This window comes from Geobacter psychrophilus (assembly GCF_056821595.1).
Window position 1 is genome coordinate 963,063 of sequence record NZ_JBXDTU010000004.1, and the last position, 25,427, is coordinate 988,489.

Consider the following 25,427-nt stretch of genomic DNA (forward strand, 5'->3'; position numbering starts at 1 on the left):
TTGCGGAACATGACGTGCTGGATGTGGATTTTGCGAACAGATTGAGTACGGCCCGCGGACGGGGTTTCGGCTTGGGAGACTTGTCGAGCAAAGTAATCCGCATTCCCAGAAAAACCAGGAAAAAGACAGCTATCACCGCTGAAACGGTTATTACGTTTTTATTTTTGATCATTTGCGTGACGATGTACTATGTTTTACCATTCTTGCGGCATCTAACCACAAACAAGGCATTTTAACAAGGTTTATTGACCTGTTACATGAAAATCAGTCGAACGTTTTCCTCAACAGATGGACCAGCAATGCAGCCAGCAACGCTGCGGACACAGCCGCAGCACCGACCAGCTTACGTCTGCGACCCTGGTCATCTAAGTCGTTGAGCGCTGTTTCCACTTTTTTCAGATCAGCCTTGATCAAGGTCGCCTCTGCAGTAACCTTCTGTACATCCACATTATGAAACAGGGAGTGAAAACGGTTGCGGGTGGCGAACAGCTCTTTTTCCAGACGCTCCGTGTCGGTACCCACCTGTTTGTACCCGGCAATACGGGCATCCAGGGCAACGATCATTCCCTCGGTCTCCTGCATGGCCCCCCGGATCAGTTTCGCCCGATCATAGCTGTGGCAGCGGCTGCATGATTTTTCGTTAATCAACTCCAGCGATGCCTTGATAATCCGGTGGTTGCCGTGACAGACCACGCAGTTCGGCCCACCCGTTGCCAATGCCCGCCCATGGCCGCTGGCCAGATAATCCTTCAGCACTCCCACGTGGCAGCGCCCGCAGAACGCCGGCACATCATTGTATTTTGGAACACCCAGAAAACCGCGCTCCTTCTTCATGGCATTGGCGGCGTCCTTGGGGTCACCGCCATGGCAGGCGTTGCAGGCAATGCCGTTCTCGGCATGGATACTCCCCTGCCAGAGCTTGACCGGCTCGCCGTATTTTCCCGGCATGGCGCCGTGACAGGTTATGCAGACCATATCTTCCGCACGCACCGTCCCGCTGCTCAGGGCCATTGCCACCAGAATAGTCAGTACCAGCACTACGCTCCGCTTCATCATGACCATCTCCCGGTATCTCATGAGTAATGCCCCCACACGCTGAGCCCTATCCAGAGCAGCAGTCCGCCGATCGCGCAGGCCAGGAACAGCGGCCGTTTCAGCGGATGTCGTTCCCGGCCGCGGTCGATAAAGGGGAGCAACGCCAGAAAGGTCATGGCAGCCCCCTGTACCGTCAGACCGATCAACTCGTTCGGGAAGATTTTCAGGGTCTGGTAATTGGCCAGGAAATACCACTCCGGCTTGATGTGGGCCGGAGTCGCCAGCGGATTGGCCGGCAGAAAGGCGTCCTTGGGGAAAAACAGGTAGGGATCGAAAAAGACCACTGCCAGAAAGAGGGCCAGGTAGATGAATATGGAGCGGGCGTCTTCCAGGGCATAATTGGGGAAAAAGGGAATGCCCCCCGGATGGTCCTCGTAGCGGTAAAGATCCCCTTTCCATTGGTTGGTCGTAATCGCCTGACCAAACGGCGGTGTTGAGACACCGGTACGCTTCAGGAAGAACAGATGGGCGCCGATCAGGGCGGCCATGCCGATTGGGATCAGTGCCACATGCAGGGCAAAGAAACGCCCCAGTGTAGCCGGACCGACCATCGTGCTGCCCCGCAGGAATTCCACCAGATACGGCCCGGCCACCGGAATGGCGTTGGCGCTGTTGGTGGCCACGGTCGTGGCCCAGAAGGAAAGCTGGCTCCAGGGGAGCAGATAGCCGGTCAGCGAGATGCCCTGCACCATGGTAAACAGGATAAAGCCGGTCAGCCAGTTAAACTCGCGCGGACTCTTGTAGCTTCCCATGAACAGCACCGAGAGCATGTGGAGCAGCAGTACCAGCACCATCATGTTCGAGCCCACTGCATGGCACATCCGGATCAGCCAGCCGAACGGGACATCGTTCATGATATAGCTGACACTCTTGAAGGCCTTGTCCGCATCCGGCACATAGTAGATCAGCAGCAGTATGCCGGAAAGCACCTGGATGCCGAAGATCACCAGCAGCACGCTCCCCATGGAATACCAGGTATTGATATTTCGGGGCAGCAGATAGCCGGTCAGTTCCTTTTCCGCCACCTCACGGACACCTATCCGCACGTCAATCCAATCAATAAGCCATTTAAGCGGTGTCATACAGCCTCCTGGTTACTCAACCTACGGTTATGGCGCCGTTGGCCACGACAAAGGGGAGCTTGGGCAGCGGTTTGGGGGGCGGACCGGCGGTCACCACGCCATCGGGGGTGTAGTGGCCGGCATGACATGGGCAGAGAAAGTCCTGCTTGTCCTTTTCCCACTGCACGATGCAGCCCAGATGGGTGCAGACGGCCGAAAGGGCCACCAGTTCGCCCCCCTTTTTCCTGACCAGCACCGCCGATGATCCGGCATATTCGAAGAATTTGGCCTCGCCTTCCGGCACATCCTTTTCAGGTATGACGACCTTGACGGTCGCCCCGGTATTGAAACGGGGAGCCAGATAGCGATACACCGGGTAGAGCACCGCGGCCGCCATGCCGGCGACAAAACCTCCCAGGCACACACCAAGGAACTTCCTTCTGCCGTTAGTATCCATAATCCCCCCTTGGGAATAGTTTCTGTTTCTGGGACTATAGCACGTACAGCTGCGATTACAAGATGTTCACACGATCAGACACACCCTCTGTCAACAACCTGATGCCTTGAAACTAACCGGATGTCCTGACCCAATAATACACACATGGTACTCACAAGTGTTGCCAATTAACACAATTCTTTCGGACGCCCGACAGCAACAACTCCGGGATATGACAGCTACGCGATCATAAGCGCCTGATATCTAGATTCAATACATTTGTCATTGCTGTATACACAATCTATGGCACACTCTCTGCTATACATCTTTACACCCGCTCCTGAAGCGGATGATCCTGATCTGAAAACTACTCTCGAAGGTTGTCACATGAAAAACATCGGACCACCCAAAAAACAGGGACTCTACGATCCGCAATTCGAACATGATGCCTGTGGTGTCGGGTTCGTCGTAAACATGAAGGGGAAAAAATCCCACGAGATCATCAGCCAGGCGCTGACGGTCCTCCTTAACCTCGACCATCGCGGTGCCTGCGGCTGTGAGCCCAATACGGGAGACGGCGCCGGCATCCTCATACAGATGCCGGATACCTTTCTGCACAAGGCCTGTACCCTGCTGGGCATGAAACTGCCCGAACCGACCCACTACGGCGTCGGCATGATCTTCACATCCCCGGATGCACCCCAGCGCAACAGTGCCCGCCACATCCTGGAAAAGATCCTGCGCGAAGAACAGGTCGAAATCATCGGCTGGCGCGATGTGCCGACCGACAACTCTTCCCTGGGCAACACCGCCAAGTCCGGTGAGCCAAAGGTACGCCAGCTGTTTCTCAAGCGTCCCGACGACTGCCTTGACGAGCAGACTTTCAACCGCAAGCTGTACGTCATCAACCAGCGGGCAACCAACGAGATCCGGCGGGCCGGCGTTGACGAACACTGGTACGTGTCCAGCATGTCGACCCGGACGATCATCTACAAGGGCATGCTCATGCCGGTGCAGGTAGACCAGTACTATCCGGACCTGCGTGATCCGGACATGCAAAGCGCCATTGCCCTGGTGCACTCGCGCTTCTCCACCAACACCTTCCCGAGCTGGGACCGCGCCCACCCCTACCACCTTGTGGCCCATAACGGCGAGATCAATACCCTGCGCGGCAATGTCAACTGGATGCATGCCCGTCAGTCACTGTTCGAGAGCGAACTGTTCGGCGACGACATCAAGAAGGCCCTGCCGATCATCAACACCAACGGCTCCGACTCGGCCATGTTCGACAACTGCCTGGAACTGCTGGTCATGGCCGGCCGCTCACTGCCCCATGCCGTCATGATGATGGTGCCCGAACCATGGGAAAGCCATGAGACCATGAGCGCCGACAAAAAGGCCTTCTACGAATACCATTCCTGCCTGATGGAGCCATGGGACGGACCGGCGGCGATCGCCTTTACCGACGGCCGCAGCATCGGCGCTGTCCTGGACCGTAACGGCCTGCGCCCTTCGCGCTACTACGTCACCACCGATGACCTGGTCATCATGGCCTCCGAGGCCGGAGTACTCCCGATCGAGCCGGAGCGTATCCTGCACAAGGGACGCCTGCAGCCGGGCCGCATGTTCCTGGTGGATACGGAACAGGGGCGCATCGTACCGGACGAGGAGATCAAAAGGGACCTGGCCGCTGCCCATCCTTACGGCCAGTGGCTGGCAGACAATCACATCCTGCTGGAAGAGCTGCCCGATGCACCCCATGCCCAGGAACCGGATCACTCCAGCGTACTTGAGCGCCAGCAGGCCTTCGGTTATACCTTTGAGGATCAGCGGGTGGTCCTCGGCCCCATGGCCCGCGACGGCGTCCAGCCGCTCGGTTCCATGGGCACCGACACACCGCTGGCTGCGCTGTCCAGCCAGTCCCAGCTGCTCTACAACTACTTCCAGCAGCTCTTTGCCCAGGTTACCAACCCGCCTATCGACCCGATCCGCGAGGAGCTGATCACCTCGACCACGACCCTGCTCGGTTCCGAGGCCAACCTGCTGCAGCCGGATGCCGCCAGTGCCCGCTTGATCAAGCTGGATCACCCGCTGCTCTCCAACGAGCAGTTTGACAAGCTGCGCCTGATCAACCTGCCGGGCTTCAAGGCCGCCAGCCTGTCGCTGCTCTTCCCGGCAGCGAGCGGCACCGACGGTCTTGAGAAGGCCATGGACGCTCTTTGTGCGGCCGCTGATAAAGCGGTTCAAGACGGCAATACCCTCCTGATCCTCTCCGACCGGGGCGTAGACCGGACCCACGCCGCCATCCCGGCCCTACTGGCCGTATCGGGCCTGCACCACCATCTGATCCGCAGCGAAACCCGCACCCGGGTCTCACTGGTATTGGAATCGGGCGAACCGCGCGAGGTGCATCACTTTGCCGTGCTGCTGGGCTATGGCGCCAATGCCATCAATCCCTACCTGGCCTTCGAATCCATGGATGACATGATCCAGCTGGGTATGCTGCCGGATGTGGACCACAAGACTGCGGTCAAGAACTTCATCAAGGCCTCCATCAAGGGTGTTGTCAAGACCATGGCCAAGATGGGCATCTCCACCGTGCAAAGCTATCGCGGCGCCCAGATCTTTGAGGCGGTCGGCCTGCACCACTCGGTAATCGAAAAGTATTTCACCTGGACACCGTCGCGCATCGAAGGCACCGACCTGAAAGGGATCGCCAGCGAACTGCTGGAACGCCACAAACGGGCCTACCCCGAGCGGGTGCCGGCAGAACCGGCCCTGGAGGCCGGCGGAGTCTACCAGTGGCGCAAGGATGGTGAAGAACACCAGTACAACCCCCTGACCATTACATCGCTGCAGAAGGCGGTGCGCACGGACGATTACAGCGAGTTCAAGGTCTTTTCCTCCCTGATCGACGAGCAGAGCACCCGCCATTACACCCTGCGCGGTCTGCTGGAATTCAGAAAGACTGTCGTTTCGGTACCGATCGAGGAGGTCGAACCGATCGAAGAGATCATGAAGCGCTTCAAGACCGGCGCCATGTCCTACGGGTCCATCAGCCAGGAGGCCCATGAGGCGCTGGCGATCGCCATGAACCGCATCGGCGGCCGTTCCAACACCGGCGAAGGGGGCGAAGATCCCGAACGTTTTACCTGGACCAACGCGCAGGGCGATTCCAAGAACAGCGCCATCAAGCAGGTGGCATCCGGCCGTTTCGGTGTCACCAGCGATTACCTGACCAATGCAGGTGAGCTCCAGATCAAGATGGCACAGGGCGCCAAACCGGGTGAAGGTGGCGAGCTGCCCGGAACCAAGGTCTTTCCCTGGATCGCCAAGACCCGCCACACCACACCGGGCGTCGGGCTGGTATCGCCGCCCCCCCACCACGACATCTATTCCATCGAGGATCTGGCCGAATTGATCCACGATCTGAAAAACGCCAACCGGCGTGCCCGCGTCAGCGTCAAGCTGGTCTCGGAAGTCGGTGTCGGAACCATCGCAGCCGGCGTGGCCAAGGCTCATGCCGATGTGGTCCTGATCAGCGGCTATGACGGCGGCACCGGCGCCTCGCCGATCTCCAGCATCAAGCACGCCGGACTCCCCTGGGAGCTCGGCCTGGCAGAAACGCACCAGACCCTGGTGCTGAACAACCTGCGCAGCCGTATTACCGTTGAGGCCGACGGGCAGTTGAAAACCGGGCGTGATGTGGCCATCGCCGCCCTGCTGGGGGCCGAGGAATTTGGCTTTGCCACGGCCCCGCTGGTTACCCTGGGATGCGTCATGATGCGCGTCTGCCACAGCAATACCTGCCCAACCGGTGTTGCCACCCAGGATCCGATCCTGCGTAAGAATTTCTCCGGAAAGCCGGAGTATGTCGTCAACTTCATGCGCTATGTAGCCCAGGAACTGCGCGAGATCATGGCCCAGCTCGGCTTCCGCACCCTGAACGAGATGGTTGGTCGTGTCGATTTGCTGGAGCCCAAAAAGGCCATCGAACACTGGAAGGCACAGGGACTGGATCTCTCCAGCATGCTTCATCAGCCGCAGGTCGGTTTGGAAGTTGGCCGTTACTGCAGCGAAGCCCAGGATCATGGACTGGATAAATCCATCGACATAACCAGATTGCTTGACCTTTGCCAGCCAGCCATACAGCGGGGTGAAAAGGTCAGCGCCGAACTATCCATTACCAACGTCGACCGCGTCGTCGGTACGATCCTGGGCAACGAGATCACCCGCAGCCATGGCGCAACGGGCCTGCCGGACGGCACTGTCAATCTGCTCTTCAACGGTTCTGCCGGCCAGAGCTTTGGCGCCTTTGTACCACGGGGTATCACCCTGCGGCTGTCAGGCGACGCCAACGATTATCTGGGCAAGGGTCTGAGCGGGGGGATGATTGCCGTCTTTCCTCCGGCAGGGTCAACCTTCAAGGCTGAAGAAAACATCATCGCCGGCAACGTAGCCTTCTACGGAGCCACTAGCGGTGATGCCTACATCCGCGGCATGGCCGGCGAACGCTTCTGTGTCCGCAACTCGGGTGTCAATGCGGTTGTCGAGGGAGTCGGCGATCATGGCTGCGAATACATGACCGGCGGAACAGTAGTTGTGCTCGGCCTGACCGGACGCAACTTCGCTGCCGGCATGAGCGGTGGAGTTGCTTACATCCTGGATGAAGCGGGTGATTTTGCCAGCCGCTGCAACACGGAGATGGTGGGCCTGGAGCAGCTGAATCGCGAAGATGAAGCCGTCGTCACGACAATGATCAGGAAGCACGCCGAATGCACCGGCAGCTCGCGCGCCACAATGGTACTCGACAACTGGAACGCCTATGTGAACAAGTTTGTAAAAGTCATGCCGATGGACTACAAACGGGTTCTTCAGGCCTTGGAACGGGCCAAGGCAGCTGGTTTCAGCGGCGATGAAGCCCTAGCGGCCGCTTTTGAAGAAAATTCACACATGCCTGCCCATTAGTAAGTTAGAAATCCTTTTCTGTGTTTTTTAGTGAGGTAGAAATTATTTCAGGGTAGTTCTGAAATAATTTCGTGAACACACTTATCTCGAGCATCGGGGTGCAGAAAAGGATTTCGAAAACGCACTATCCCTTCAGGGATTGTACATTAAACTTTGTATCAGAAATTTGAATCATCATAACAAGGCATAGGAAACGAACATGGGAAAAACAACCGGATTCATGGAATACCAGCGCGAAATCCCGTCAGACCGTGAGCCATTGGAGCGGATCAAGGATTGGGACGAGTTCCACCTGCACATGCCGGAGGAAGCATTGTGCACTCAGGGCGCCCGCTGCATGGACTGCGGCATACCCTTTTGCCATACGGGGAAGCTGATCAGCGGCATGGCCAGCGGCTGTCCGGTCAACAACCTGATACCGGAGTGGAACGACCTGGTGTACCGCAAGCTGTGGCGACAGGCGCTGGATCGACTGCACAAGACCAATAACTTCCCGGAGTTCACCGGACGCGTCTGCCCGGCCCCCTGTGAAGGCTCCTGCACCCTGGGGATCATCGATCCGCCGGTGACTATCAAGAACATCGAAGTCAGCATCGTCGAGCGCGGTTTTGAGGAGGGTTGGGTCGCTCCAGTCCTGCCGAACGAACGCACCGGCAAGCGGGTGGCCGTGGTCGGCTCTGGCCCTGCCGGCCTGTCTGCCGCCGCCCAGCTCAACAAAGCCGGCCACAGCGTGACCGTTTTTGAACGGGCCGACCTGCCAGGTGGACTTTTGATGTACGGTATCCCCAATATGAAACTCGACAAACGTCAGGTTGTCCTGCGCCGCATTGACCTGATGAAAGCCGAAGGCATTAGCTTTGCCTGCAACACCGAAATTGGCGGTAAAGAATACCCGACGGAAAAGCTGCAAAAGGAATTCGATGCAATTGTACTGACCACCGGTGCCACGGTCCCGCGTGACCTGCCGATTGAAGGCCGCGGTCTGAAAGGGATCCACTTTGCCATGGATTTTCTGACAGCCAACACCAAAGCGGTCCTTGACCAGAATAATGAATTTATCTCCGCCCAAGGCAAGGACGTGGTCATCATCGGCGGCGGCGATACCGGTACCGACTGTGTCGGCACCTCGCTGCGTCACGGTTGCACATCGGTCAGCCAGTTGGAGATCATGCCCCGTTCGCCGGATGAGCGTGCCGCGGACAATCCCTGGCCGGAATGGCCCAAGACCCACAAAATTGACTACGGCCAGGAAGAGGCTGCCGCCCGGTTCGGGGCTGATCCGCGCACATACCTGACAACGGCTACCAGGTTTGAAGGTGATGCCGATGGAAATGTGAAGGCTGTCCATACCGTACAGGTTAACTGGGCGAAAAATGACAAAGGGCAGTTCATTCCTCAGCCGGTGCCCGGCACTGAAAAGGTTTTGCCGGCTCAGCTGGTGCTGCTGGCCATGGGTTTCCTTGGACCTGAACAACCGCTGATCGAATCACTGGGACTTGAACGTGATCCCCGCAGCAACATCAAGGCTGACTATGAAAAATACGCCACCAGCCAGCCGGGTGTATTTGCGGCCGGAGACTGTCGACGCGGTCAAAGCCTGGTTGTGTGGGCCTTCAATGAAGGGCGCGGCGCGGCACGGGAGTGCGACCGCTATCTGATGGGAACGACCGAATTACCGTAAAGTTAGTGGAGCAGATACAGTAAAAAAGGCCCGCTTCCAGTTTTGGAAGCGGGCCTTTTTTCGCTTGATTGAAACCAGCGAAGTACTGACTATTTCTTTTTTGCAGGTGCCTTGGCTTTTGGTGCGGCTTTTACCGGTTTGGCGGTCAGATCCTTCAGCGCCTTGCCTGGTGTAAACTTGCCGTTGGTTTTGGCGGCAATCTTGATGGCCTTGCCGGTCTGGGGGTTTCTGCCGGTACGGGCAGCACGGGTTACTGCGCTGAATGTACCAAAGCCCACGAGGGTAACCTTGTCTCCGGCCTTGACTGCTGCTGTTGTTGCCGAGATGAAGCCGTTAAGCGCCTTCTCTGCCTGAGCCTTTGTCAGTCCTGCATCCTCTGCAATCTTTGCTACGAGCTCTACTTTGGTCATAAGCCCTCCTAAAATGAGATTTATCTATATATAGCTCAATTTAGCCACTGTCTACAATAAAGTGACGTATACACTGCCCGGAGATGCGTTTTTTTCATTTAACCCTGGATTCAGTATCGACGCGCTTTTGTGAAGGATCAACCAATTCTATTCTACAATTCCCGGATCAGAGAAGCCTTCAAGTGGTTTTTCCTTGTTCTCGCGCACGATTTTAATCGTATCAACTGAGGATTCCAGCTGCCATCCGGGCAGCACAGACGTGGGTTTTGCCGCTATGACAAATTCCTGGCTACGCCCCTCGTTACCGGATTCGTCGACCGCAACAATGGCGTAGCGCAATGAACCGCTTGCTGTTGCCAGACCCGGCAGAACAGCCGAAAATGTAAAGTGGGTTCCAGGTGACGGCACCATTGGTACAAGGGCATACGACCCGTTCTCTGAGGAACGGAAACGGCACCAAACCGTCCGGATGCCGGCATGCGCACTGCTGATGACCGCCTGGATTACCGTGCGCTTGCCCGTACGTATGTAGCTGTAAGGATCATGGTGAATGGTGACCGGAGATGTAGAGGTTTGAGGTGCCGCTGCCTTATTGGGAGAGACGCTGCCTGTCTGCCCCGCGGCCAGCTGTTGTGCGGATTCAGCCGTAACAGCCTTGTTCGTTTCAACCGGGGCCGATACTTGTGCCAGATCAGCTTTTTCAGCAGTTACAGCTGAGACTGCTGCACCAGCCGACGGCTGCTGTGCCGCGCTCTCTTCCTTTTTTTTCCTGCGCTCTTTCCGCTCTTTTCTTGCCGGACGCTCTTTCTTGACCTTGTTGAGTTCACCGATAGAAATTTCGTAATTCGAAACATCAGAAGCAGATACCGGCATTGCTGACCAGACCGGGGCAATCAGCGCCATGCATATGAGTAACGCCGCAGTTGCCGGTATAGTTCTGCCGGGAACATACGCCTGCCGAAAATTGCGTACATTGTCGCTCAGTCGACGGATCTGGTTGTGCACGTTATACATGGACACCTCGCGGCTGCGATTTGGACCGCAGCATAGTATAGAGTTCTAAATAGCGCTCAGCTTCGATGTGTGGCGAAAAGTTTGATTGTACATACTCCCGGGCACCCCTCCCGACGTCTGCACACAGGGCGGCGTCATTCATGAGCTGTGTCACCTGTGCCCTGAAGTCGTCCTCATCCCTGTACAGCCAGCCGGTCACGTTGTCATGTACCAGTGAGAGGTTACCCGGTATGTCAGCTGCCAGCACCGGACGTGCCAATGCCATTGCCTCCAGAAGAGTGTTGGGCATGCCTTCAAAGTGTGAGCAGTTAAGCACCACATCGGCGCGCGCGTAGAGAGCTCCCATCTGCTCATAAGGAACTTCGCCGAGCCAGGTAGCAAAGGAAGCTGCGGCAATCATCTCCTGAACTCTGTCAGCATACCCTTTATCGATGATGCCGCCCGCAATCACCAGAGCCAGTTTATCGTTTTCCCTGGCCAGAGGGATCAGTGCCCGCAGCGGGAATTCGATATTTTTTACCGGCCTGAAAGCTGCCGGAAGCAACAGTACAAAGGCTTCTTCTGGAATGCAATAACCGGTATCCACCGTCACCGGCAAGGGAGCAACTCCCTGGGGAATTATGGAAATTCGCTCGCGTATGCGGGGAAAGTACCTGCCCACCCGGGCGGCCTCTAGTTCATCAAAGCAAACTATGGCAGCGGCCATATCCATAGCTCGACGAGTGCCTGAATGTTCCCGGAATTGCGGTTCATTAATATCACTGCCAGTGATGGTAATTGCATAGGGTATACCTGACTTGTTTGCCAGTTGGCAAGCCAGCTCTCCACAAATGCCGGCATGAAACGCATGGATCAAATCCGGAGCAAATGACTGGAGGCTATGTTCCATTTCCGCAGCAGACATGACATCCGCAGAAAGAACAGCCGTCTCCACCCCCTTGTCACCAAGGGCACGTGAGATGCGCCTGACAGTGGTGATGTTACCCCTGATTGGGCCGTGGGAATAAGGCGATACAATAGCAATTCGCATGTACACTTTCTTCTGGACCAAGACTGATGCTCTCATCGCACAGCAACTGTGCAGTTTAACGTATACCGCCAGATTTAAAACGGGCTCAATCCTGGAAGAGATCCCCAATATTGAGGCAGCCAAATATATAGCATATTTGTTTTGTTTTGGGAGACTTTCAACCGCTGACGGCAAATATTTACCGGGCCTCAGCATGCTCTCTCAACGTTAACAAAAAAATATTGCATTTTAGGCTTGACTCCACCCGTCTTATTTGCTAAATAAATTGCTTCCTATTCCCCTTTAGCTCAGTTGGTAGAGCAGGTGACTGTTAATCACCTTGTCCGTGGTTCGAGTCCGCGAAGGGGAGCCAAACTTGATGAAACCGAGTACTTGCTGATAAGTGCTCGGTTTCTTTTTTTCTGGCAAACTTTACCGCCCCCAGTAGCGCCCCGTAATTGCCACGTATGACAACCTCCTCTTTCCTTACCTCAACTTCCTTTACCAGCAATTTCACATAGTCCTTGCTGAAACCCGAGGAAACGTCAAACAATCTCTTTTTCATTAGGTTACAAAACTGCCTTACGTCTCCTGAATCGACGCCACTAATCATCGCCGTCGATGATTGTTGAGAATGCCGGATTTTTGCCGATACCTGTTCCTTTTCGCGTTTAAGATTATCGACGCGACCTTTCAGGGATTCATCGAGAGTAATAAACCCGTTTTCAATTGCCTCATAAAGACGGTTCATCCTGGCTTGGATTGCCTGAAGCTGCTCTGACAAACGCAGAATGTCATCGGTACTCCCGCTCTTGTTCATCCTCTTCTTCAGTTCGGCAAGCATCAGGCTCACACGCTCGGGGGTGAAGACCTTGTTTGCCAGCGCCTCAAGAATGAGATTGTCCATCTTATCCATCGGCAGTGCCTTGTTGCTGCAACGGTCTCTGTGCTGATTTATCCTAGTCGTGCATTTGTAGTAATGGTACCGGTTATGCTTTCCTGTTGCGGTCGTCATCGTGCCACCACACTCTCCGCACCGAAGAATGCCGGTAAGAAGGCGCGGGGAGGATACAAGGCGCGGGTGGGTTATCTGGGGGCTGCGCTCATGCCTCCGGGCCTTGGCGAGGGTAAATGTTTCTTCTGTTAAGATAGGCTCAATGGGGATTCTTATCCATTCTTCAAGTGGTTTCTGTTTGCCGGTTTTTGTACAGCTGCAATTGAAGTAATACTCCCCGACGTAGATACGGTTAGTCAGCAACTCGCTAACGGTGCTTGTACTCCAGGGTTTCCCCCTGCGAAGGATTTCTTGTTCGTTAAGAGCGCTGGCGACTCCCTTCAATCCTAAGTTTCTGACTATATACAAATCAAATGCTTTGCGGACGATTTCGGCTTCGTCTGCCTCGATTGCCAGACGTTTCTTTTTCCCTTTATTTCCGCGCTCGGACAGTTCCACAAGGCAATAGCCGTAAGGAATCCTTGCTCCATTGAAGTTTCCCTGACGGGCGTTTTCCATCATAGCCCGCAATGTGTGCTTAGCATTCTCCTTGCTCGAATACTCGTCAAACATGCTAATCAAGTACCGCATCATATCGCCAGTAGGGTCATCAGAGGTCTGTTGTGTTATGGAGATGAGTTGCGAGTCATGCTCCTTCAACTTACGCTGAATCAAAGCCATTTCTATGAGGTTCCGGAAAAAACGCGAAAAGCTGTGTACGATTACCGCATCATATGGCGTGGGTGAAACACATGCATCCGCCATCAATTGCTGGAAGACCTTGCGACGCTGGGCGCTGGTTCCAGACTTTCCAGGCTCAACATATTTCTGAACCACTTCATACCCGTTACGTTTGCACCACTCCTCCATCTGATAAAACTGGTCAGGGATGGACAAGTCTTTTTCAGCCTGCTTTCCGGTGCTAACGCGTGCGTAAAGCGCCACTCTCATTAGTCTGCCCCCTTCGAGAAAAATTCCATCAATTCTTGTAAAAGGTATGATGTCAGTAAATCTATTTCGGCAAGATAAACTTCATAGTTCTTAATTGTCTCATTTTCAAATACTACAGTCAATGTCTCATGTATTTTATCATTCTTCCTGTGTTTCATAGAAGCCTCGCAAATTGTATTGCTGGCTTCTATTAATTTGGAGTGTGTGTAATGACTCCATGACTAGATTTAGTTTGTTTTGTTATACAATTAGCGAGGATGCATATTAATTATTAATAGTATTTTTACTGTTATTTGACCTAATTAGTATTAGTTGTAAATATTACTTATTTACTTTGGTCACTTTAACTTTCTTTATTTTAATTTCGTAACCATCTACTACAATAAACAGGTCAACATCTTCAAACCAGTATTGCCCGCCTGGGCCGCCTTTTACCCAATATGCATCCCATTGTGGAACTATCTGAACAGGGAAAGGAAATTTTCCTTCATTCTTGGCCAACTCATTCTGATGGTAGTACTTCGAGCTTGGTTTAATTTTTGCGTAAAGCTGGTGTGACATGTGCTCCTCCTTTCTCCTCCCAGAGCGGGAGTGTCGATACTAACTTTGTGGACGCTTGTGATTGTGCTGATGCAGTAAAGCATGATGAAATCAGGCCAGAACTAGAAATGAGTGTATTGAATGCAACGGGATTATGTTTCCGAAAGACGCTGCTCTTAAATGGAGGGGATATATTGGAGTGAATGGGATAACCATTCAGATGATAATAAAATGCCCGAACCAAAAAGCGGTCGGGCACTAGATACACTTATAGTGTTGTGAGGCCTGCAACAAAGAAGCCAGCGGGAAGAGGTCGCAGGAGTTTAAAGCTCTCTCGGGTTCCTGACGCCCGAAGTGGGCGCAATAATCCATTGAGAGGATAAATGGTTGCAGGGAATGAAATCGCCTGCTCAAAAAGTGGAAAAAAGAATTATGCAAAACATATGTACCACAGCCAAAACAATATGTCGAGCTTTTTTTTGCACAAAGCTGAATTAATTTAACAACTTAGAGTCACAGAGACACTAAATACAAGCAATTGTAATTAATTACTAATTAACAAAATTACCAGTCAAAAAAAACTACACATCTGTAACTAGTTTTTATCCAATTAATATTATTTTTGTTTAATTTTTATAAAACTTGTCCTTGAAAATATAATTCATGGTCAAAGCTTCCGTTTCTAAGGAGGGGTGTCACCGCCCCAGTTGTTGATATACAGCAGCTTTAAGTTTTTCTGTTTTCCAGTCTTGTTTCTGTATGATGCGATGTTGACGACTTACAGTGCCGAATAGGCACGGTTAGTCATAAATGTAAGAATTCGCTTGATACCGAAGAGTAATCGAAGGTTTGAAGCGCATCCGGAAAAAATATGATTTAATGGGATTTCATTCGGGTGGAATTTACTGATGATTTCTGTTATGTATACAACCATTCAAAATTATAGATATTTTGTTGATAGACTTTCCTGCTAAGACAATAACGCCATCCATATTTTAGCAAACTTTTCCCTTTTGAAGGAACCCATATGTCCCTGACACAACAAGCAGAAACAAGATTTATTGAACTTATGACGGAATTGTTCCAGCTTGATGCGGCCGAAAGCCTGGATTTTGGAATCTATCGCGTGATTAAGCGCCACAACCGAGAGGTTCGTGATTTCCTCGGGGAGATTATCGTTGAAAAGGAGCAAAAATCTCTTAAGGGAGGTCATCTCTCCACAATCCTTGAGGAAACATTTTCAGTTGCTGATGCTGAAACAACTGCCGATGACAAATATAGAATTGTTGACCTAGAAAAACAACTGAGCATCAAACCGGGTATGAATCCTACCGAACGCGAATCTCAATTGTCTACCCTGGAAAAAATTCAAGCGACTTCTCAACTGGTAGCGGAATATCGTAGCAGATTAGAGCAGCAGGCATCGAGCTCAACATCAATTAAAGACCGGTCTGAAGTATTGAATCGACTTTATCAATTCTTTTCGCGGCATTACCAGGATGGAGATTTTATTGTTGAACGACGATTTGGTCGAGACGGTAGCCGCTATATCCGTTCAACAGGCGAAGACACAGAATTTCACTGGGCTACAGAGGATATGTACTACATCAAATCCGGCGATATTTTCACCGACTTTCCAGTAAAGCTTTCTAAAGGACAAAAGCTAAACTTTTCCGTAGAGCCTGAATCTCTGAAAAAAACCCGCACCGAGTTGAAATCACAGGACAAAGCTCATTACGAACTATTAAATATTGAAAAAAACGTTGACGGGAGTTTACAGGTCATCCTGAAGTATTTAAAAAACGTCCAGACTGACAAACAGAAGGAAGAAATTGTTGCAGCTGTTCAAAATGCGTGCGGGGGTGACGGTTCAGAAATTAAACGGTGGCTTAACTGTCAATCGGCATTGAATTTTGACCCGCTATAGGCGTTCAATTTTGACCCACCCCAGCAGTAGTTTTTAGTTGTTTATCCTCGTTCTGATTCTCCAGCTTTCATTTCCGGTTTCCACTATCTCGCAGTGATGAGTGATCCTGTCCAGCAGGGCTGTCGTCATCTTTCCATCCCCGAATACCTGTGGCCATTCGCCGAACGTCAGGTTGGTTGTTATGATCAGCGATGTTCTCTCGTAAAGCTTCGAGATCAGGTGGAACAGGAGTTGGCCGCCGTTCTTGGAGAATGGCAGGTAACCCAGTTCGTCAAGGACAACCAGGTCATGCCTTGCCAGGTGTTCCGCCAGCTTGCCACCCCGGTTGTCGAGTTTCTCCTGCTCCAACTGGTTCACCAGATCCAGTACGTTGAAGAACCTGGCTTTCCTGCCATTTCTGATACTCTGCCGAGCTATGGAGATGGCAAGGTGCGTCTTGCCGGTTCCGGTACCGCCGACCATGATGATGTTGCTGTGATCGGACAGGAAGCTGCCATCATAGAGGGTTCTGACTTGCATCTCATTGACTGGTGTGGCTGCGAACTCGAACCGGTCGAGATCCTTGTCTACCGGGAACCTGGCCAGACTCATGCGGTAACGGATGCTTCTTAACTTCCTCTCCGCCATCTCCGCTTCCAGGAGGTCGCACAGTATCTTGTCCGGAGTGGCCCGACTCTTTATCCCTGCCGCCAGCACCTCATCAAGGATGGACTTCATTCCGTACAGTCCGAGCGTCCCGATGGCTTCCATCAGTCGGTCACGCAGTACCATAGGCACCTCCCGAGAGGAGGCGGTCATAGCGGTAACAGTCCACCACCGGGACCAACCTGAGCAGCGGCAACTGTGCTGACGGCTGCAGCGGTTCCGGTTGCGGCTCATCGTGTGTGCGTGACAGAATGGTGAGTATGACATCGCTGCTGACCGTCTTGTCGGCTATCGATTTGGCGCACGCTTCTGCCACGGCTTCCAAGCCATAACGACGGACGACGCTCAATATCCCCACGAACTGGCGATCTCCGTCGCTGCGTTCCGCCAGTATCTTTCTGACCTCACCCATCGATTCCGGCAGATCCCATTCCTTGAAGGGGGCACCGTTTCGCAAGGCTCCCGGTTTCTGCTCCAGTACGGCGATATAATGCCAGGGGTCGTAGATGACCTTGTCACGACTGAGGTTACGGTCGTGGACTCCAACCGTTGTGCCGTTCATTACGATGATCACCCGGCTTGCGTATGCACGTACTGAGACTGTTTTACCGACAGCCATCGCATTGACGCTGTAACGGTTGCGGTCGAAGCTGATCAGGAGCTGCGGCGACACACGCGCAACGCTTTCCTGATAACCATCAAACGGAGACGGCATACTCAGCAGACGGTTGCGCTCTTCGGCAAACACCTCGTCAATGGTTCTGGTCCTGAGCTCGGGATGCTTGAAAGTGGCGGCGTGATTGCGGCACTGGTCCAGTAGCCATTCGTTCAACTCAGCCACGTCCTTGAACCGCCTACGCTGGGCAAAGAAACGTTTCCTGACTACGCCGACCTGGTTCTCGACCTGTCCCTTCTCCCAACCTGCGGCTGGCGTACAGGCTACCGGTTCAAACAGGTAGTGGGAGGCCAGGTTCTGGAAGCGACGGTTGAACACCCGGTCTTTGCCCATCAGCACCTTGGTAACTACCGTCTTCAGGTTGTCGTAGATGCCTCGCCTGCAGACACCGCCAAAGAACTCGAAGGCCCGGACATGGGCATCCATGACCATCTCAAGAGTTTCACGGGTATAGGCGACACAGAACGGTTTGCGGCTGTGACACAGGCGGAAGTGGGCGATCTTTATCTCTACGGGGACACCACCGAGTTCGACCTTCTCGTAACTCCAGTCGAACTGGAAAGCGTCACCAGGGTCATAGGCAAGGGGTATGAAGGCCTTTACAGCAGCCGTGCCGTCTGCTTTCTTCCAGTTGCTCACATAGCGGCGGACGCTGTCATAGCCTCCTTCGTATCCTGCACGCTGTAGCTGCTCAAACAGGATCTGAGAGCTTCTGCGATGGCGAACAGGCTTGCTGTTGTCCTCAGCCAGCCATTCAGAAAGGCTGGCTTCAAAGGAGCCGAGCTTCGGACGTGGCTGTTCAGTCCTTACGTACTTCTGGTCGGTCATGCCGGTGCGGAGGATGGTTCTGACGGTGTTCCTGGCAAGGTTGAATTCGCGGGTTATCTCCCGGATGCCTTTGCCATCTCGGTAGTGGGCGTGACGGACTTTGCGGATGGTTTCCACGTTCAGCATCTCCTTTCGGTACTCCTCTCTCTGGTTGGTTCCAGAGAGTATGGAGGAAGGTGCTGAGGTGGGTCAATTTTGGACGCCGATTATCCCCCTAAGTGGGTCAATATTGCATGCCGATTCACAAATGTTCAATAACCTCAGATGGCACACCGGCTATCTCACAATTTCCTTTGTCATCCCGGCTTATGGAGAAACCGAGTTCACGAACATTCGCTGCAAGTTCATTTTTGAAAATCTCATCTAACAGCCGCCCGTTTTGAAAGATTGCTCTGTTTTCGAGTGCTACGAATTTCCCGTCGCTTTCGCGTCGGGAAATGTTCATAACGATGCTATGTGTATGCCATTGCATATCACCTGGGAGTAGGTCGCCTTCCTCTGACCGTGTTGGGCGTGCGGTCACATCTTCAAACAGTGCAACAGCTAAATTGCCACTATCGAAGCGTATTGCTTCACCGTTAATCTTTTGCCGAACTTGCGCAAATTCTTTTTCTGCATAACTTAGAGACGTTTTCACTGCGTCCGTGAATGCCCCCCAAAGTTCTTTCTTCAATTCATCTCCGCCGAGTTCTCCCAAGACAGATATGGATTTTGGCGGCGAAAATGTTAAATCAAAACCGGCTTTATGGGCTTCAACGCCGTCTCTGGTATATCCGCTCGTTATGTATTGCTCAGCAGAATTCGGGTCTAGCCCTGCCAATAAAGCAACAAATTGATACTCATGGACAGGGCTTCCCTGAGCTAGACCAAGCATTTCCGCTGTCTTACCAAACCAGCCAGAATTGCCTAGCCTGTTATCATTAAGATAGTGGTAATGGTGAACCTGTGCAGCAGATATGACTTTTTTCGACATCATGGACTAAACCAGAGTGCAGAAAATAGAAATAGTCATTCCGACACAAAACATCAGAACACTTCCGCCGAAACGAATGACCCTTTGTCGTGATGCGGACTCTTCCTGTATGTCGATACCTACCTGTTCCGTAATCCCGCCGATAAGACTAACTAACTCTGCAAATATACTTTTCATTGTCCACCCCCAAAATTTTTGTTAAGATAACGGCACGTTAAGACCAACTTCCCAGTACTCAATTTCACCATCTTCAGGGAGCCAACAATAACATGGGCTTACAGAGATGATCTGTGAGCCCTTTTTCTTTACACTTCTTGCTGTTGCCGCTTGAACCTCTCCACCTTTACTTTTCCCATAGTAGCCCCCAGCCCAACAGGTGCGAGCAATATTTCAAGAACCAAGTTAACACCAACCGATCAGCACATTTAATTAAAAACAATTACGTTATTTGTTGCAGTATCTCGTTGTTGCGCCCAAGGTAAAAAATCAATACTGGAGGCGGGAGATGAAAACGCTTATTGCAATACCGGTTTTGCTCATGCTGATTGGATGCGGTGCTGATTCGACAACCTCGCCAGCGGCGGCGGAACCCGTAACAATTGCGCCTACTCAGGCGGTTTACGTTGTGCCACTACACTCTTCAATTCCTTCACCCACATATTGCACGTCAGAGATGAACGCGACTTGGTTAATGTATGGCACGCCTGATCCTTCTGAAATTTCATCACGTCCTGACCCGTTGCATCATCGGGCAGCGTGGAATTATGCCAAGTTAGGCCTGGTAGTCTCGTTTGAGTGGGATATGTTTAACGGAGTCGATAACAGCATGGAATGTATTGTTACAATTACACAGTAGAAAATAACCCCGCTTAAAACTGATTGTATGCGGATTCCTGTGTGTGCTTGGTATTTGATTTCTTGACTGGAACATTTCCAAAGAAGGAATCAGTGGTACGGGGTCCAATATTTTATGGTGTACCGCCCTTTATCCCCTTGTCCGGCGCGAGTGGACCATCCATCTATTATACTCATCAGGATTGTCAACTCCCTCAATCAAGCATTCCGTCATATATTGCAGTTATGCCGAACATGACGGGCCACTTTGGCGGTTTTCTATTTTTTCCATACCACTCAATTCAATTTACCCCATAAAAATAAGCCTCTTCCCCCGCAAGTCTGCTCTGGCATGCTAGTTGCTCCCTACCTCCTTACAAAATATGTTCTTGAACGTAATAAAACCGGAGGTAGAGATGAGGAAATCAATTTTATCAGTGATCGTAGGAGCATTGTTGTTGTCTTCTGTAAGTGCGGTCTACGCTGAAGAGCCCGCGCAGAATGTAAACCCGAGGCGTCACCCTGATATCGCAGCAGCGCAGAAATTAAGTCGTCAGGCTTACGATAAAATCTCCAGGGCACAGAAAGCCAACAGATATGATATGGAGGGGCATGCCCAGAATGCAAAAGTGCTGCTTGACCAGGTTAACGATGAACTGAAGCTCGCTGCTCAGGCTGCCAACAGGAACGGACGCAGGTAGTTTGCGCAGTAACGTACAAGGAGACAGTCTATGCCGCTGATTCAATTAGTAATTGTGCTGGTCGTCATCGGGATGATCCTCTGGGTGATTAACAGCTACATTCCGATGCAGTCCACCATAAAGAGGATTTTGAATGTGGTCGTGGTTATCGGTGTGATTTTATGGCTTTTAAGCGTCTTCGGACTCATCGGCAACATCTTATCGATTCGTGTCGGGAAGTAACCTGACTGGCTGTAAATGAGATGCGCTTGTATACGTAATTTTTGCATACGTGAATAGGGTCATGTAAGCAGGTATGGAATCAGGTGGGAATCGTGCTGACGGACGTGTGCGCTGTTGCCGCTCCCGCCTCATTCTGACCATTCGGATCAACCTGTCTGGATCGTATCATTGCGATCACCCCCATCCCATGGTATCCTGTTTGTCATGATAGAGAATAATCCTGTAAAAAAAGCAGCAATGGCTACTTCACCGGAATTGACCGAAAAGGTTGTTTTCTATATCGTCGATCACGGGATTCAAATCCTCACCGCTATTGTCCTGATGGGCATTGGTGTCGTCATCGCCCGCTGGGTCGGCAATCTCATACACCGCTGGCTGAAATCCAGGGCCTATGACGAACCGGTCAGCAACCTCATCGTCAAGATCGTCAAGCTGCTGATCATTGGATTCATCGGGATCATGGCGCTCGGGCAGATGGGGGTACAGATCACGCCGCTCATAGCCGGGATCGGCGTGGCGGGAGTCGGTTTAAGCCTGGCTATGCAGGGGATCCTCGGCAACCTTGTCGCCGGGCTGACGATCATTTTTTCAAAACCATTCACGATCGGCGAATACATTGAACTTCTCGGGGTACATGGCCAGGTAACGGATATCGCCCTGTTTTCCACCACGCTGCAACAGACGGACAATTCCCATGTAATTGTTCCCAACAGAAAGATTGTGGGCGAGATACTCCACAACTACGGCAATGTCCGCCAGCTCGACCTGACGGCAGTCATTGGGTACGGTGCGGACATCTCCATGGCACTCTCAACAGTGAATACAATCCTGCAGCAAAACCCCATGGTTTTGTCGTCGCCAGCTGCTGTTGTCGGCATTGCGGCACTGAACGAAACTTCCATCACCCTGGCAATCAAGCCCTGGGTGAAGGTTGTTGATTTTGTTCCTGCTCAGGCTGCAATCTACCAGGCTGTAATCGAAGGTTTCCGGGACAAGCAGATCGATATCCCGATTCCCCGTTATGACATTCACCTTCTGGATCCCCTGCCCAGATAACGCAGTGTCCGCACCGTTTTCCATTCCACCCTTGCTGCTGACCCAGCAGCGGCAAGTTTTAGTACCAATCAATCGCCTGAAAGGCACACAAGGAAGGAACCGTCAATGAACGCAACCATTATCAGCAAATCGAACGTCAACAACAGTGCACTTGACATGCTGGCCAAGGAATTGCCGGCCATCATCGCCAGGGTGCTGGAGGTGCCGGGAGGAAACGTGGCACTGCTCAAACCGGAACAGATTTCGCTCGAGTTTTCCGCTGCCAGTCTCCGAGATGTCGGTTCGGATATAAGAATCATGGTCTACGCCAAGAGTAACACTACCCGGACTTCAACAGAAAATGACCGGGCAAAGACGATCCTTGAAAAAGTGGTTGCATTGATTTCCCAGTCAGGTGAAGAATACTCGGTCGACATCCGCCTGTACCTCATGGCGATCGGGGCGGCGGAACATGCACTGAAGATCTAGGAGAGCGGCGCTATCGGAAGGGGCATGCTGTTTACTCCATCTGTTCGGGCAACAACAGTACAAATACAACCTGCCCGACAATCCAACATCGGAAAGCTCACACTTGAGTCAACAACACGGGCCTGACCTTGACCGGACAAGCCCGCGTTGTTGGCATACTCTCTGGCATTTCCTTCAATGACCTAGCGTAGATTCTTATTCATCATCCCGGAAGTAACAACCCGTTCCCCTGTTACAACTAAACTACAAAGTATCTACTATGCGGATTGCCCCCTCACCAAACCATACAAATAGGATTTATTTTGTCGTTTTTTTAATTTGCGCATAAAAATTGCTGGCTGTATACTTTAATGAGAAGTGAAACTTGATAAAATGGCTGGGCGTATGCACAATAAACCGGAGAAGATTAATGAAAGAAAAAGCGATATTGAATAAACTGGCACTGGTATTTCTCTTTATCGCATCCAGCGCATTTGCCGCTGACGTCGTAGAATTAAAAAACGGCATGACCTTCAATCATAAACTGCATCAAACCGAGCGGGTCGGCAAATGCTTTGTATGCCATGAAAATGTGTCGGTTTCCCCGGACGGGAAAGTAGTCACTACGACAAATCCCGGCAAAATCAAAGGCTTTGGTAAAGAGTGGGCGCATAAATACTGCAAGGATTGCCACGATCTATTCGGCGAAGGTCCGGTGGAGTGCACAGGCTGCCATCATAAGTAAGCTGCACAGGCTATCGAATACCGGTAATTTCCCCGCACCGCATCCAGGCTGGATTAATCCCTCTCAGTGAGAAAGGATTCCAGTCGCTACTCTACCACCCGCAGCATTCAGGATACTACCCGCTCGAAACCCATCCGCATCAGCCCGAAAAAAAAGCGGAGAAGGAATCAAACCCTTCTCCGCAATCAGTCACAACATGTCAAACAGTTCTGCTATCAGTGATCAATTGCCTTGGCCATGCCAAGACCGGTGTTCTGGCGGACATAGACCTCGTCAAACATATCTTCAGCACGCTTGTTGGGGAACATCAGTGCGCCCAGGATAGCAGCGATAAAGCCCAGCGGGATGGAGATGAGACCAGGGTTTTTCAGCGTCAGGATCGGCTCGCTGAGACCCATGATGGACTTGCCGTCTTTGCCCAGTACATCCTTCTGAGCTTTGGCAAGGGCTTTGGTGTCTTTTTCTGTCAGTGCTGCGCCGGAAGCCTGCTTCTTTTCCATGGCAACGATGACTTTCTCGGCACCCTTGGCGACCAGTTTCGGATAGGTCATGTTAGGGGAAACCATAACCAGGCCGATGGAAGCAACTGTTCCGACTACCAGGCCGGAGATAACACCGGCAGTGTTGAACTTGCGCCAGAACAGCGACAGAACAACAACCGGCAGGTTGCCGGAGGAAGCAACGGCGAAGGCCAGTGCCACCAGGTGGGCAACGTTGGCCTTTTCGGCCAGCAGGCCGATCATGATACCAACAGCGCCAACTACCAGCGAGGTGATACGGGCTGCCATAACCTGCTCATGCTGGTCGGCATGGCCGTCCTTGATGACGTTAACATAGATGTCGTGGGCGATGGCGGCCGAAGCAGCCAGAACCAGGCCGGACACAACCGCCAGGATCGTGGCGAAGGCAACCGAACAGAGGAATGCCAGGAAGATGTCGCCCAGGATCGGATGGATATCGGCACCCAACTGCTGAGCCAGCATCAGGGTGGCCATGTTGCCGCCCGGGTCAACCGAAATGATGCCCTGTGGTGTCAGGTTGATGGCAGCGCCGAAACCGAGCAGGGTGGTCAGGACGTAGAAGCCGCCGATGATGAACATGGCGATGATAACGGACTTGCGGGCAGCCTGTGCGGTCGGTACGGTAAAGAAGCGCATCAGGATGTGCGGCATTCCGGCGGTACCCAGAACCAGGGCCATACCGAGGGAGATCTGATCCAGCGGTGATTTCATGAACAGACCGGGCTCAAGGAAACGCTGGCCGGCATCAACGCCGTTCAGGGTAATACCGTCCTTCAGCACCAGCTTGGACACATGATCCTGGATGTCCGGGCTGTTGACGATTGTGTCAAAGAAGTAGAGCGGGTTGAATCCGGCCTTGGCCAGAACCAGCACCGACAGCAGGGCGGCGCCTGACATGAGCAGACCGGCCTTGATGATCTGGACCCAGGTGGTGGCGGTCATGCCGCCGAAGACGACGTAGCCGACCATCAGGATACCAACACCGATGATGGCGGTTTTGTAAGGTACGCCGACCAACAGCGCCATCAACTTGCCGGCACCGACCATCTGGGCGGTCAGGTAGAAGGTCGATACTGCTACGGTCGAAATGGCGGCCACGGCGCGAACCGGCTTGGGATCGGTACGGAAGGAGAGGATATCCCCCAGGGTGTACTTGCCGGCGTTGCGGCAGGGCTCGGCCACGATCAGGAGAACCGTAATGTAAGCCACCAGCCAGCCAACCGAGTACATGAACCCGTCATACCCGTACAGTGAGATCAGGCCGGAAATACCGAGGAAAGAAGCGGCCGACATGTAGTCGCCGGCAATCGCCCAACCGTTCTGTGTTCCGGTGATACCACCACCGGCTGCGTAGAAGTCGGCAGCGGTCTTGGTCTGGCGGGCAGCCCAGACAACAACGCCCAGGGTGATGCCGATGATGACGGCGAACATGGAGAGGGTGATGGCCTTATTGGCCTTCAGTTCCCTTTTTTTCGTCAGCGGCGGAGCAACTGCAGGCGTCTGGGCAGCGGCGCCCGGTGCGGTTACGGCAGCTGCGCCGGGTGCGGCAGCAGGGGCCGCTGCGGTGGCAGCAGGTGTTGCACCGGCAGCGGGAGCGTTCTTCGGCTCTTCAGCAAAGGCGGCTGCGGCAAGTGTGAGGGCCAAACTGGCGGCGATGATGATATTCTTAAAAGTCATGTCGTATCCTCCTTTT

General features: G+C 52.8%; 21 protein-coding genes and 1 tRNA gene. 10 read left to right on the top strand and 12 right to left on the bottom strand.

Annotation, left to right across the window (positions count from 1 at the left end; all coding sequences use genetic code 11):
- Positions 1-264 precede the first annotated feature (264 nt).
- The 3 genes from ACOCF6_RS06785 to ACOCF6_RS06795 are packed head-to-tail and all read right to left on the bottom strand — an operon-like array spanning position 265 to position 2,613.
- Positions 265-1,056, bottom strand: coding sequence for a cytochrome c3 family protein (locus ACOCF6_RS06785; RefSeq protein WP_482459632.1), 792 nt, complete (start codon positions 1,054-1,056; stop codon positions 265-267).
- A gap of 17 nt (positions 1,057-1,073) precedes the next feature.
- Complete coding sequence (locus ACOCF6_RS06790) at positions 1,074-2,177, bottom strand: cytochrome b (RefSeq protein WP_482459633.1); 1,104 nt, start codon at positions 2,175-2,177, stop codon at positions 1,074-1,076.
- 16 nt (positions 2,178-2,193) lie between these two features.
- Complete coding sequence (locus ACOCF6_RS06795; RefSeq protein WP_482459634.1) at positions 2,194-2,613, bottom strand: QcrA and Rieske domain-containing protein; 420 nt, start codon at positions 2,611-2,613, stop codon at positions 2,194-2,196.
- A gap of 366 nt (positions 2,614-2,979) precedes the next feature.
- Between ACOCF6_RS06795 and gltB the strand changes: the two genes are divergently transcribed.
- Entirely contained in the window at positions 2,980-7,560 is a 4,581-nt protein-coding gene (gene gltB, locus ACOCF6_RS06800; RefSeq protein ID WP_482459635.1) for a glutamate synthase large subunit, read from the top strand.
- Between the two features lie 199 nt (positions 7,561-7,759).
- Positions 7,760-9,241, top strand: a complete 1,482-nt coding sequence (locus ACOCF6_RS06805) for a glutamate synthase subunit beta (protein WP_482459636.1) — start codon at positions 7,760-7,762, stop codon at positions 9,239-9,241.
- Between the two features lie 89 nt (positions 9,242-9,330).
- On the opposite strand, the gene ACOCF6_RS06810 is transcribed toward ACOCF6_RS06805, so the two are convergent.
- The 3 genes from ACOCF6_RS06810 to ACOCF6_RS06820 form a co-directional block, all read right to left on the bottom strand.
- Positions 9,331-9,651: an HU family DNA-binding protein gene (locus ACOCF6_RS06810; protein WP_482459637.1), complete on the bottom strand. Its 321-nt coding sequence runs from the start codon at positions 9,649-9,651 to the stop codon at positions 9,331-9,333.
- 147 nt (positions 9,652-9,798) lie between these two features.
- Entirely contained in the window at positions 9,799-10,665 is an 867-nt protein-coding gene (locus tag ACOCF6_RS06815; protein WP_482459638.1) for a hypothetical protein, read from the bottom strand.
- Positions 10,658-11,695, bottom strand: a complete 1,038-nt coding sequence (locus ACOCF6_RS06820; protein ID WP_482459639.1) for a GPMC system family 4 glycosyltransferase — start codon at positions 11,693-11,695, stop codon at positions 10,658-10,660. Before ACOCF6_RS06820 ends, ACOCF6_RS06815 begins: the two co-directional genes overlap by 8 nt.
- A gap of 276 nt (positions 11,696-11,971) precedes the next feature.
- Here ACOCF6_RS06820 and ACOCF6_RS06825 point away from each other — a divergent pair.
- A tRNA-Asn gene (locus tag ACOCF6_RS06825) sits at positions 11,972-12,047 on the top strand.
- Here ACOCF6_RS06825 and ACOCF6_RS06830 read toward each other — a convergent pair.
- Entirely contained in the window at positions 12,006-13,619 is a 1,614-nt protein-coding gene (locus tag ACOCF6_RS06830; protein WP_482463282.1) for a recombinase family protein, read from the bottom strand. The genes ACOCF6_RS06825 and ACOCF6_RS06830 overlap by 42 nt on opposite strands.
- 321 nt (positions 13,620-13,940) lie before the next feature.
- Positions 13,941-14,180, bottom strand: coding sequence for a hypothetical protein (locus ACOCF6_RS06835; RefSeq protein ID WP_482459640.1), 240 nt, complete (start codon positions 14,178-14,180; stop codon positions 13,941-13,943).
- Positions 14,181-15,186: 1,006 nt separating this feature from the next.
- On the opposite strand from ACOCF6_RS06835, the gene ACOCF6_RS06840 reads away from it, so the two are divergent.
- On the top strand, positions 15,187-16,086 hold the full coding sequence (locus ACOCF6_RS06840; RefSeq protein WP_482459641.1) for a hypothetical protein: 900 nt from the start codon (positions 15,187-15,189) through the stop codon (positions 16,084-16,086).
- 33 nt (positions 16,087-16,119) lie between these two features.
- On the opposite strand, the gene istB is transcribed toward ACOCF6_RS06840, so the two are convergent.
- The 3 genes from istB to mobF all read right to left on the bottom strand — a co-directional run bounded on the left by istB (position 16,120) and on the right by mobF (position 19,211).
- On the bottom strand, positions 16,120-16,857 hold the full coding sequence (istB, locus tag ACOCF6_RS06845; RefSeq protein ID WP_482458893.1) for an IS21-like element helper ATPase IstB: 738 nt from the start codon (positions 16,855-16,857) through the stop codon (positions 16,120-16,122).
- Entirely contained in the window at positions 16,844-18,361 is a 1,518-nt protein-coding gene (gene istA / locus ACOCF6_RS06850) for an IS21 family transposase (RefSeq protein WP_482458892.1), read from the bottom strand. Before istA ends, istB begins: the two co-directional genes overlap by 14 nt.
- 115 nt (positions 18,362-18,476) lie before the next feature.
- Positions 18,477-19,211 (bottom strand): MobF family relaxase, encoded by a 735-nt coding sequence (mobF, locus tag ACOCF6_RS06855; protein ID WP_482459642.1) that lies wholly within the window; start codon positions 19,209-19,211, stop codon positions 18,477-18,479.
- Positions 19,212-19,713: 502 nt separating this feature from the next.
- Here mobF and ACOCF6_RS06860 point away from each other — a divergent pair.
- The 6 genes from ACOCF6_RS06860 to ACOCF6_RS06885 all read left to right on the top strand — a co-directional run bounded on the left by ACOCF6_RS06860 (position 19,714) and on the right by ACOCF6_RS06885 (position 23,213).
- On the top strand, positions 19,714-20,064 hold the full coding sequence (locus tag ACOCF6_RS06860) for a hypothetical protein (protein WP_482459643.1): 351 nt from the start codon (positions 19,714-19,716) through the stop codon (positions 20,062-20,064).
- Positions 20,065-20,458: 394 nt separating this feature from the next.
- On the top strand, positions 20,459-20,743 hold the full coding sequence (locus ACOCF6_RS06865; RefSeq protein ID WP_482459644.1) for a hypothetical protein: 285 nt from the start codon (positions 20,459-20,461) through the stop codon (positions 20,741-20,743).
- 30 nt (positions 20,744-20,773) lie between these two features.
- Positions 20,774-20,965: a Thivi_2564 family membrane protein gene (locus ACOCF6_RS06870; RefSeq protein ID WP_482459645.1), complete on the top strand. Its 192-nt coding sequence runs from the start codon at positions 20,774-20,776 to the stop codon at positions 20,963-20,965.
- Positions 20,966-21,202: 237 nt separating this feature from the next.
- The gene (locus ACOCF6_RS06875; RefSeq protein WP_482459646.1) at positions 21,203-22,021 is read left to right on the top strand and encodes a mechanosensitive ion channel family protein; all 819 of its coding nucleotides are present in this window, start codon (positions 21,203-21,205) and stop codon (positions 22,019-22,021) included.
- Between the two features lie 105 nt (positions 22,022-22,126).
- Positions 22,127-22,489 carry a hypothetical protein gene (locus tag ACOCF6_RS06880; RefSeq protein WP_482459647.1) on the top strand — a complete coding sequence of 121 codons (363 nt, stop codon included), beginning with the start codon at positions 22,127-22,129 and terminating at the stop codon, positions 22,487-22,489.
- A gap of 409 nt (positions 22,490-22,898) precedes the next feature.
- On the top strand, positions 22,899-23,213 hold the full coding sequence (locus tag ACOCF6_RS06885; protein ID WP_482459648.1) for a cytochrome c3 family protein: 315 nt from the start codon (positions 22,899-22,901) through the stop codon (positions 23,211-23,213).
- 215 nt (positions 23,214-23,428) lie between these two features.
- Here the strand turns inward: ACOCF6_RS06885 and ACOCF6_RS06890 are convergent, their stop codons facing one another.
- Positions 23,429-25,411: a solute symporter family protein gene (locus ACOCF6_RS06890; RefSeq protein ID WP_482459649.1), complete on the bottom strand. Its 1,983-nt coding sequence runs from the start codon at positions 25,409-25,411 to the stop codon at positions 23,429-23,431.
- Between the last annotated feature and the right edge of the window lie 16 nt (positions 25,412-25,427).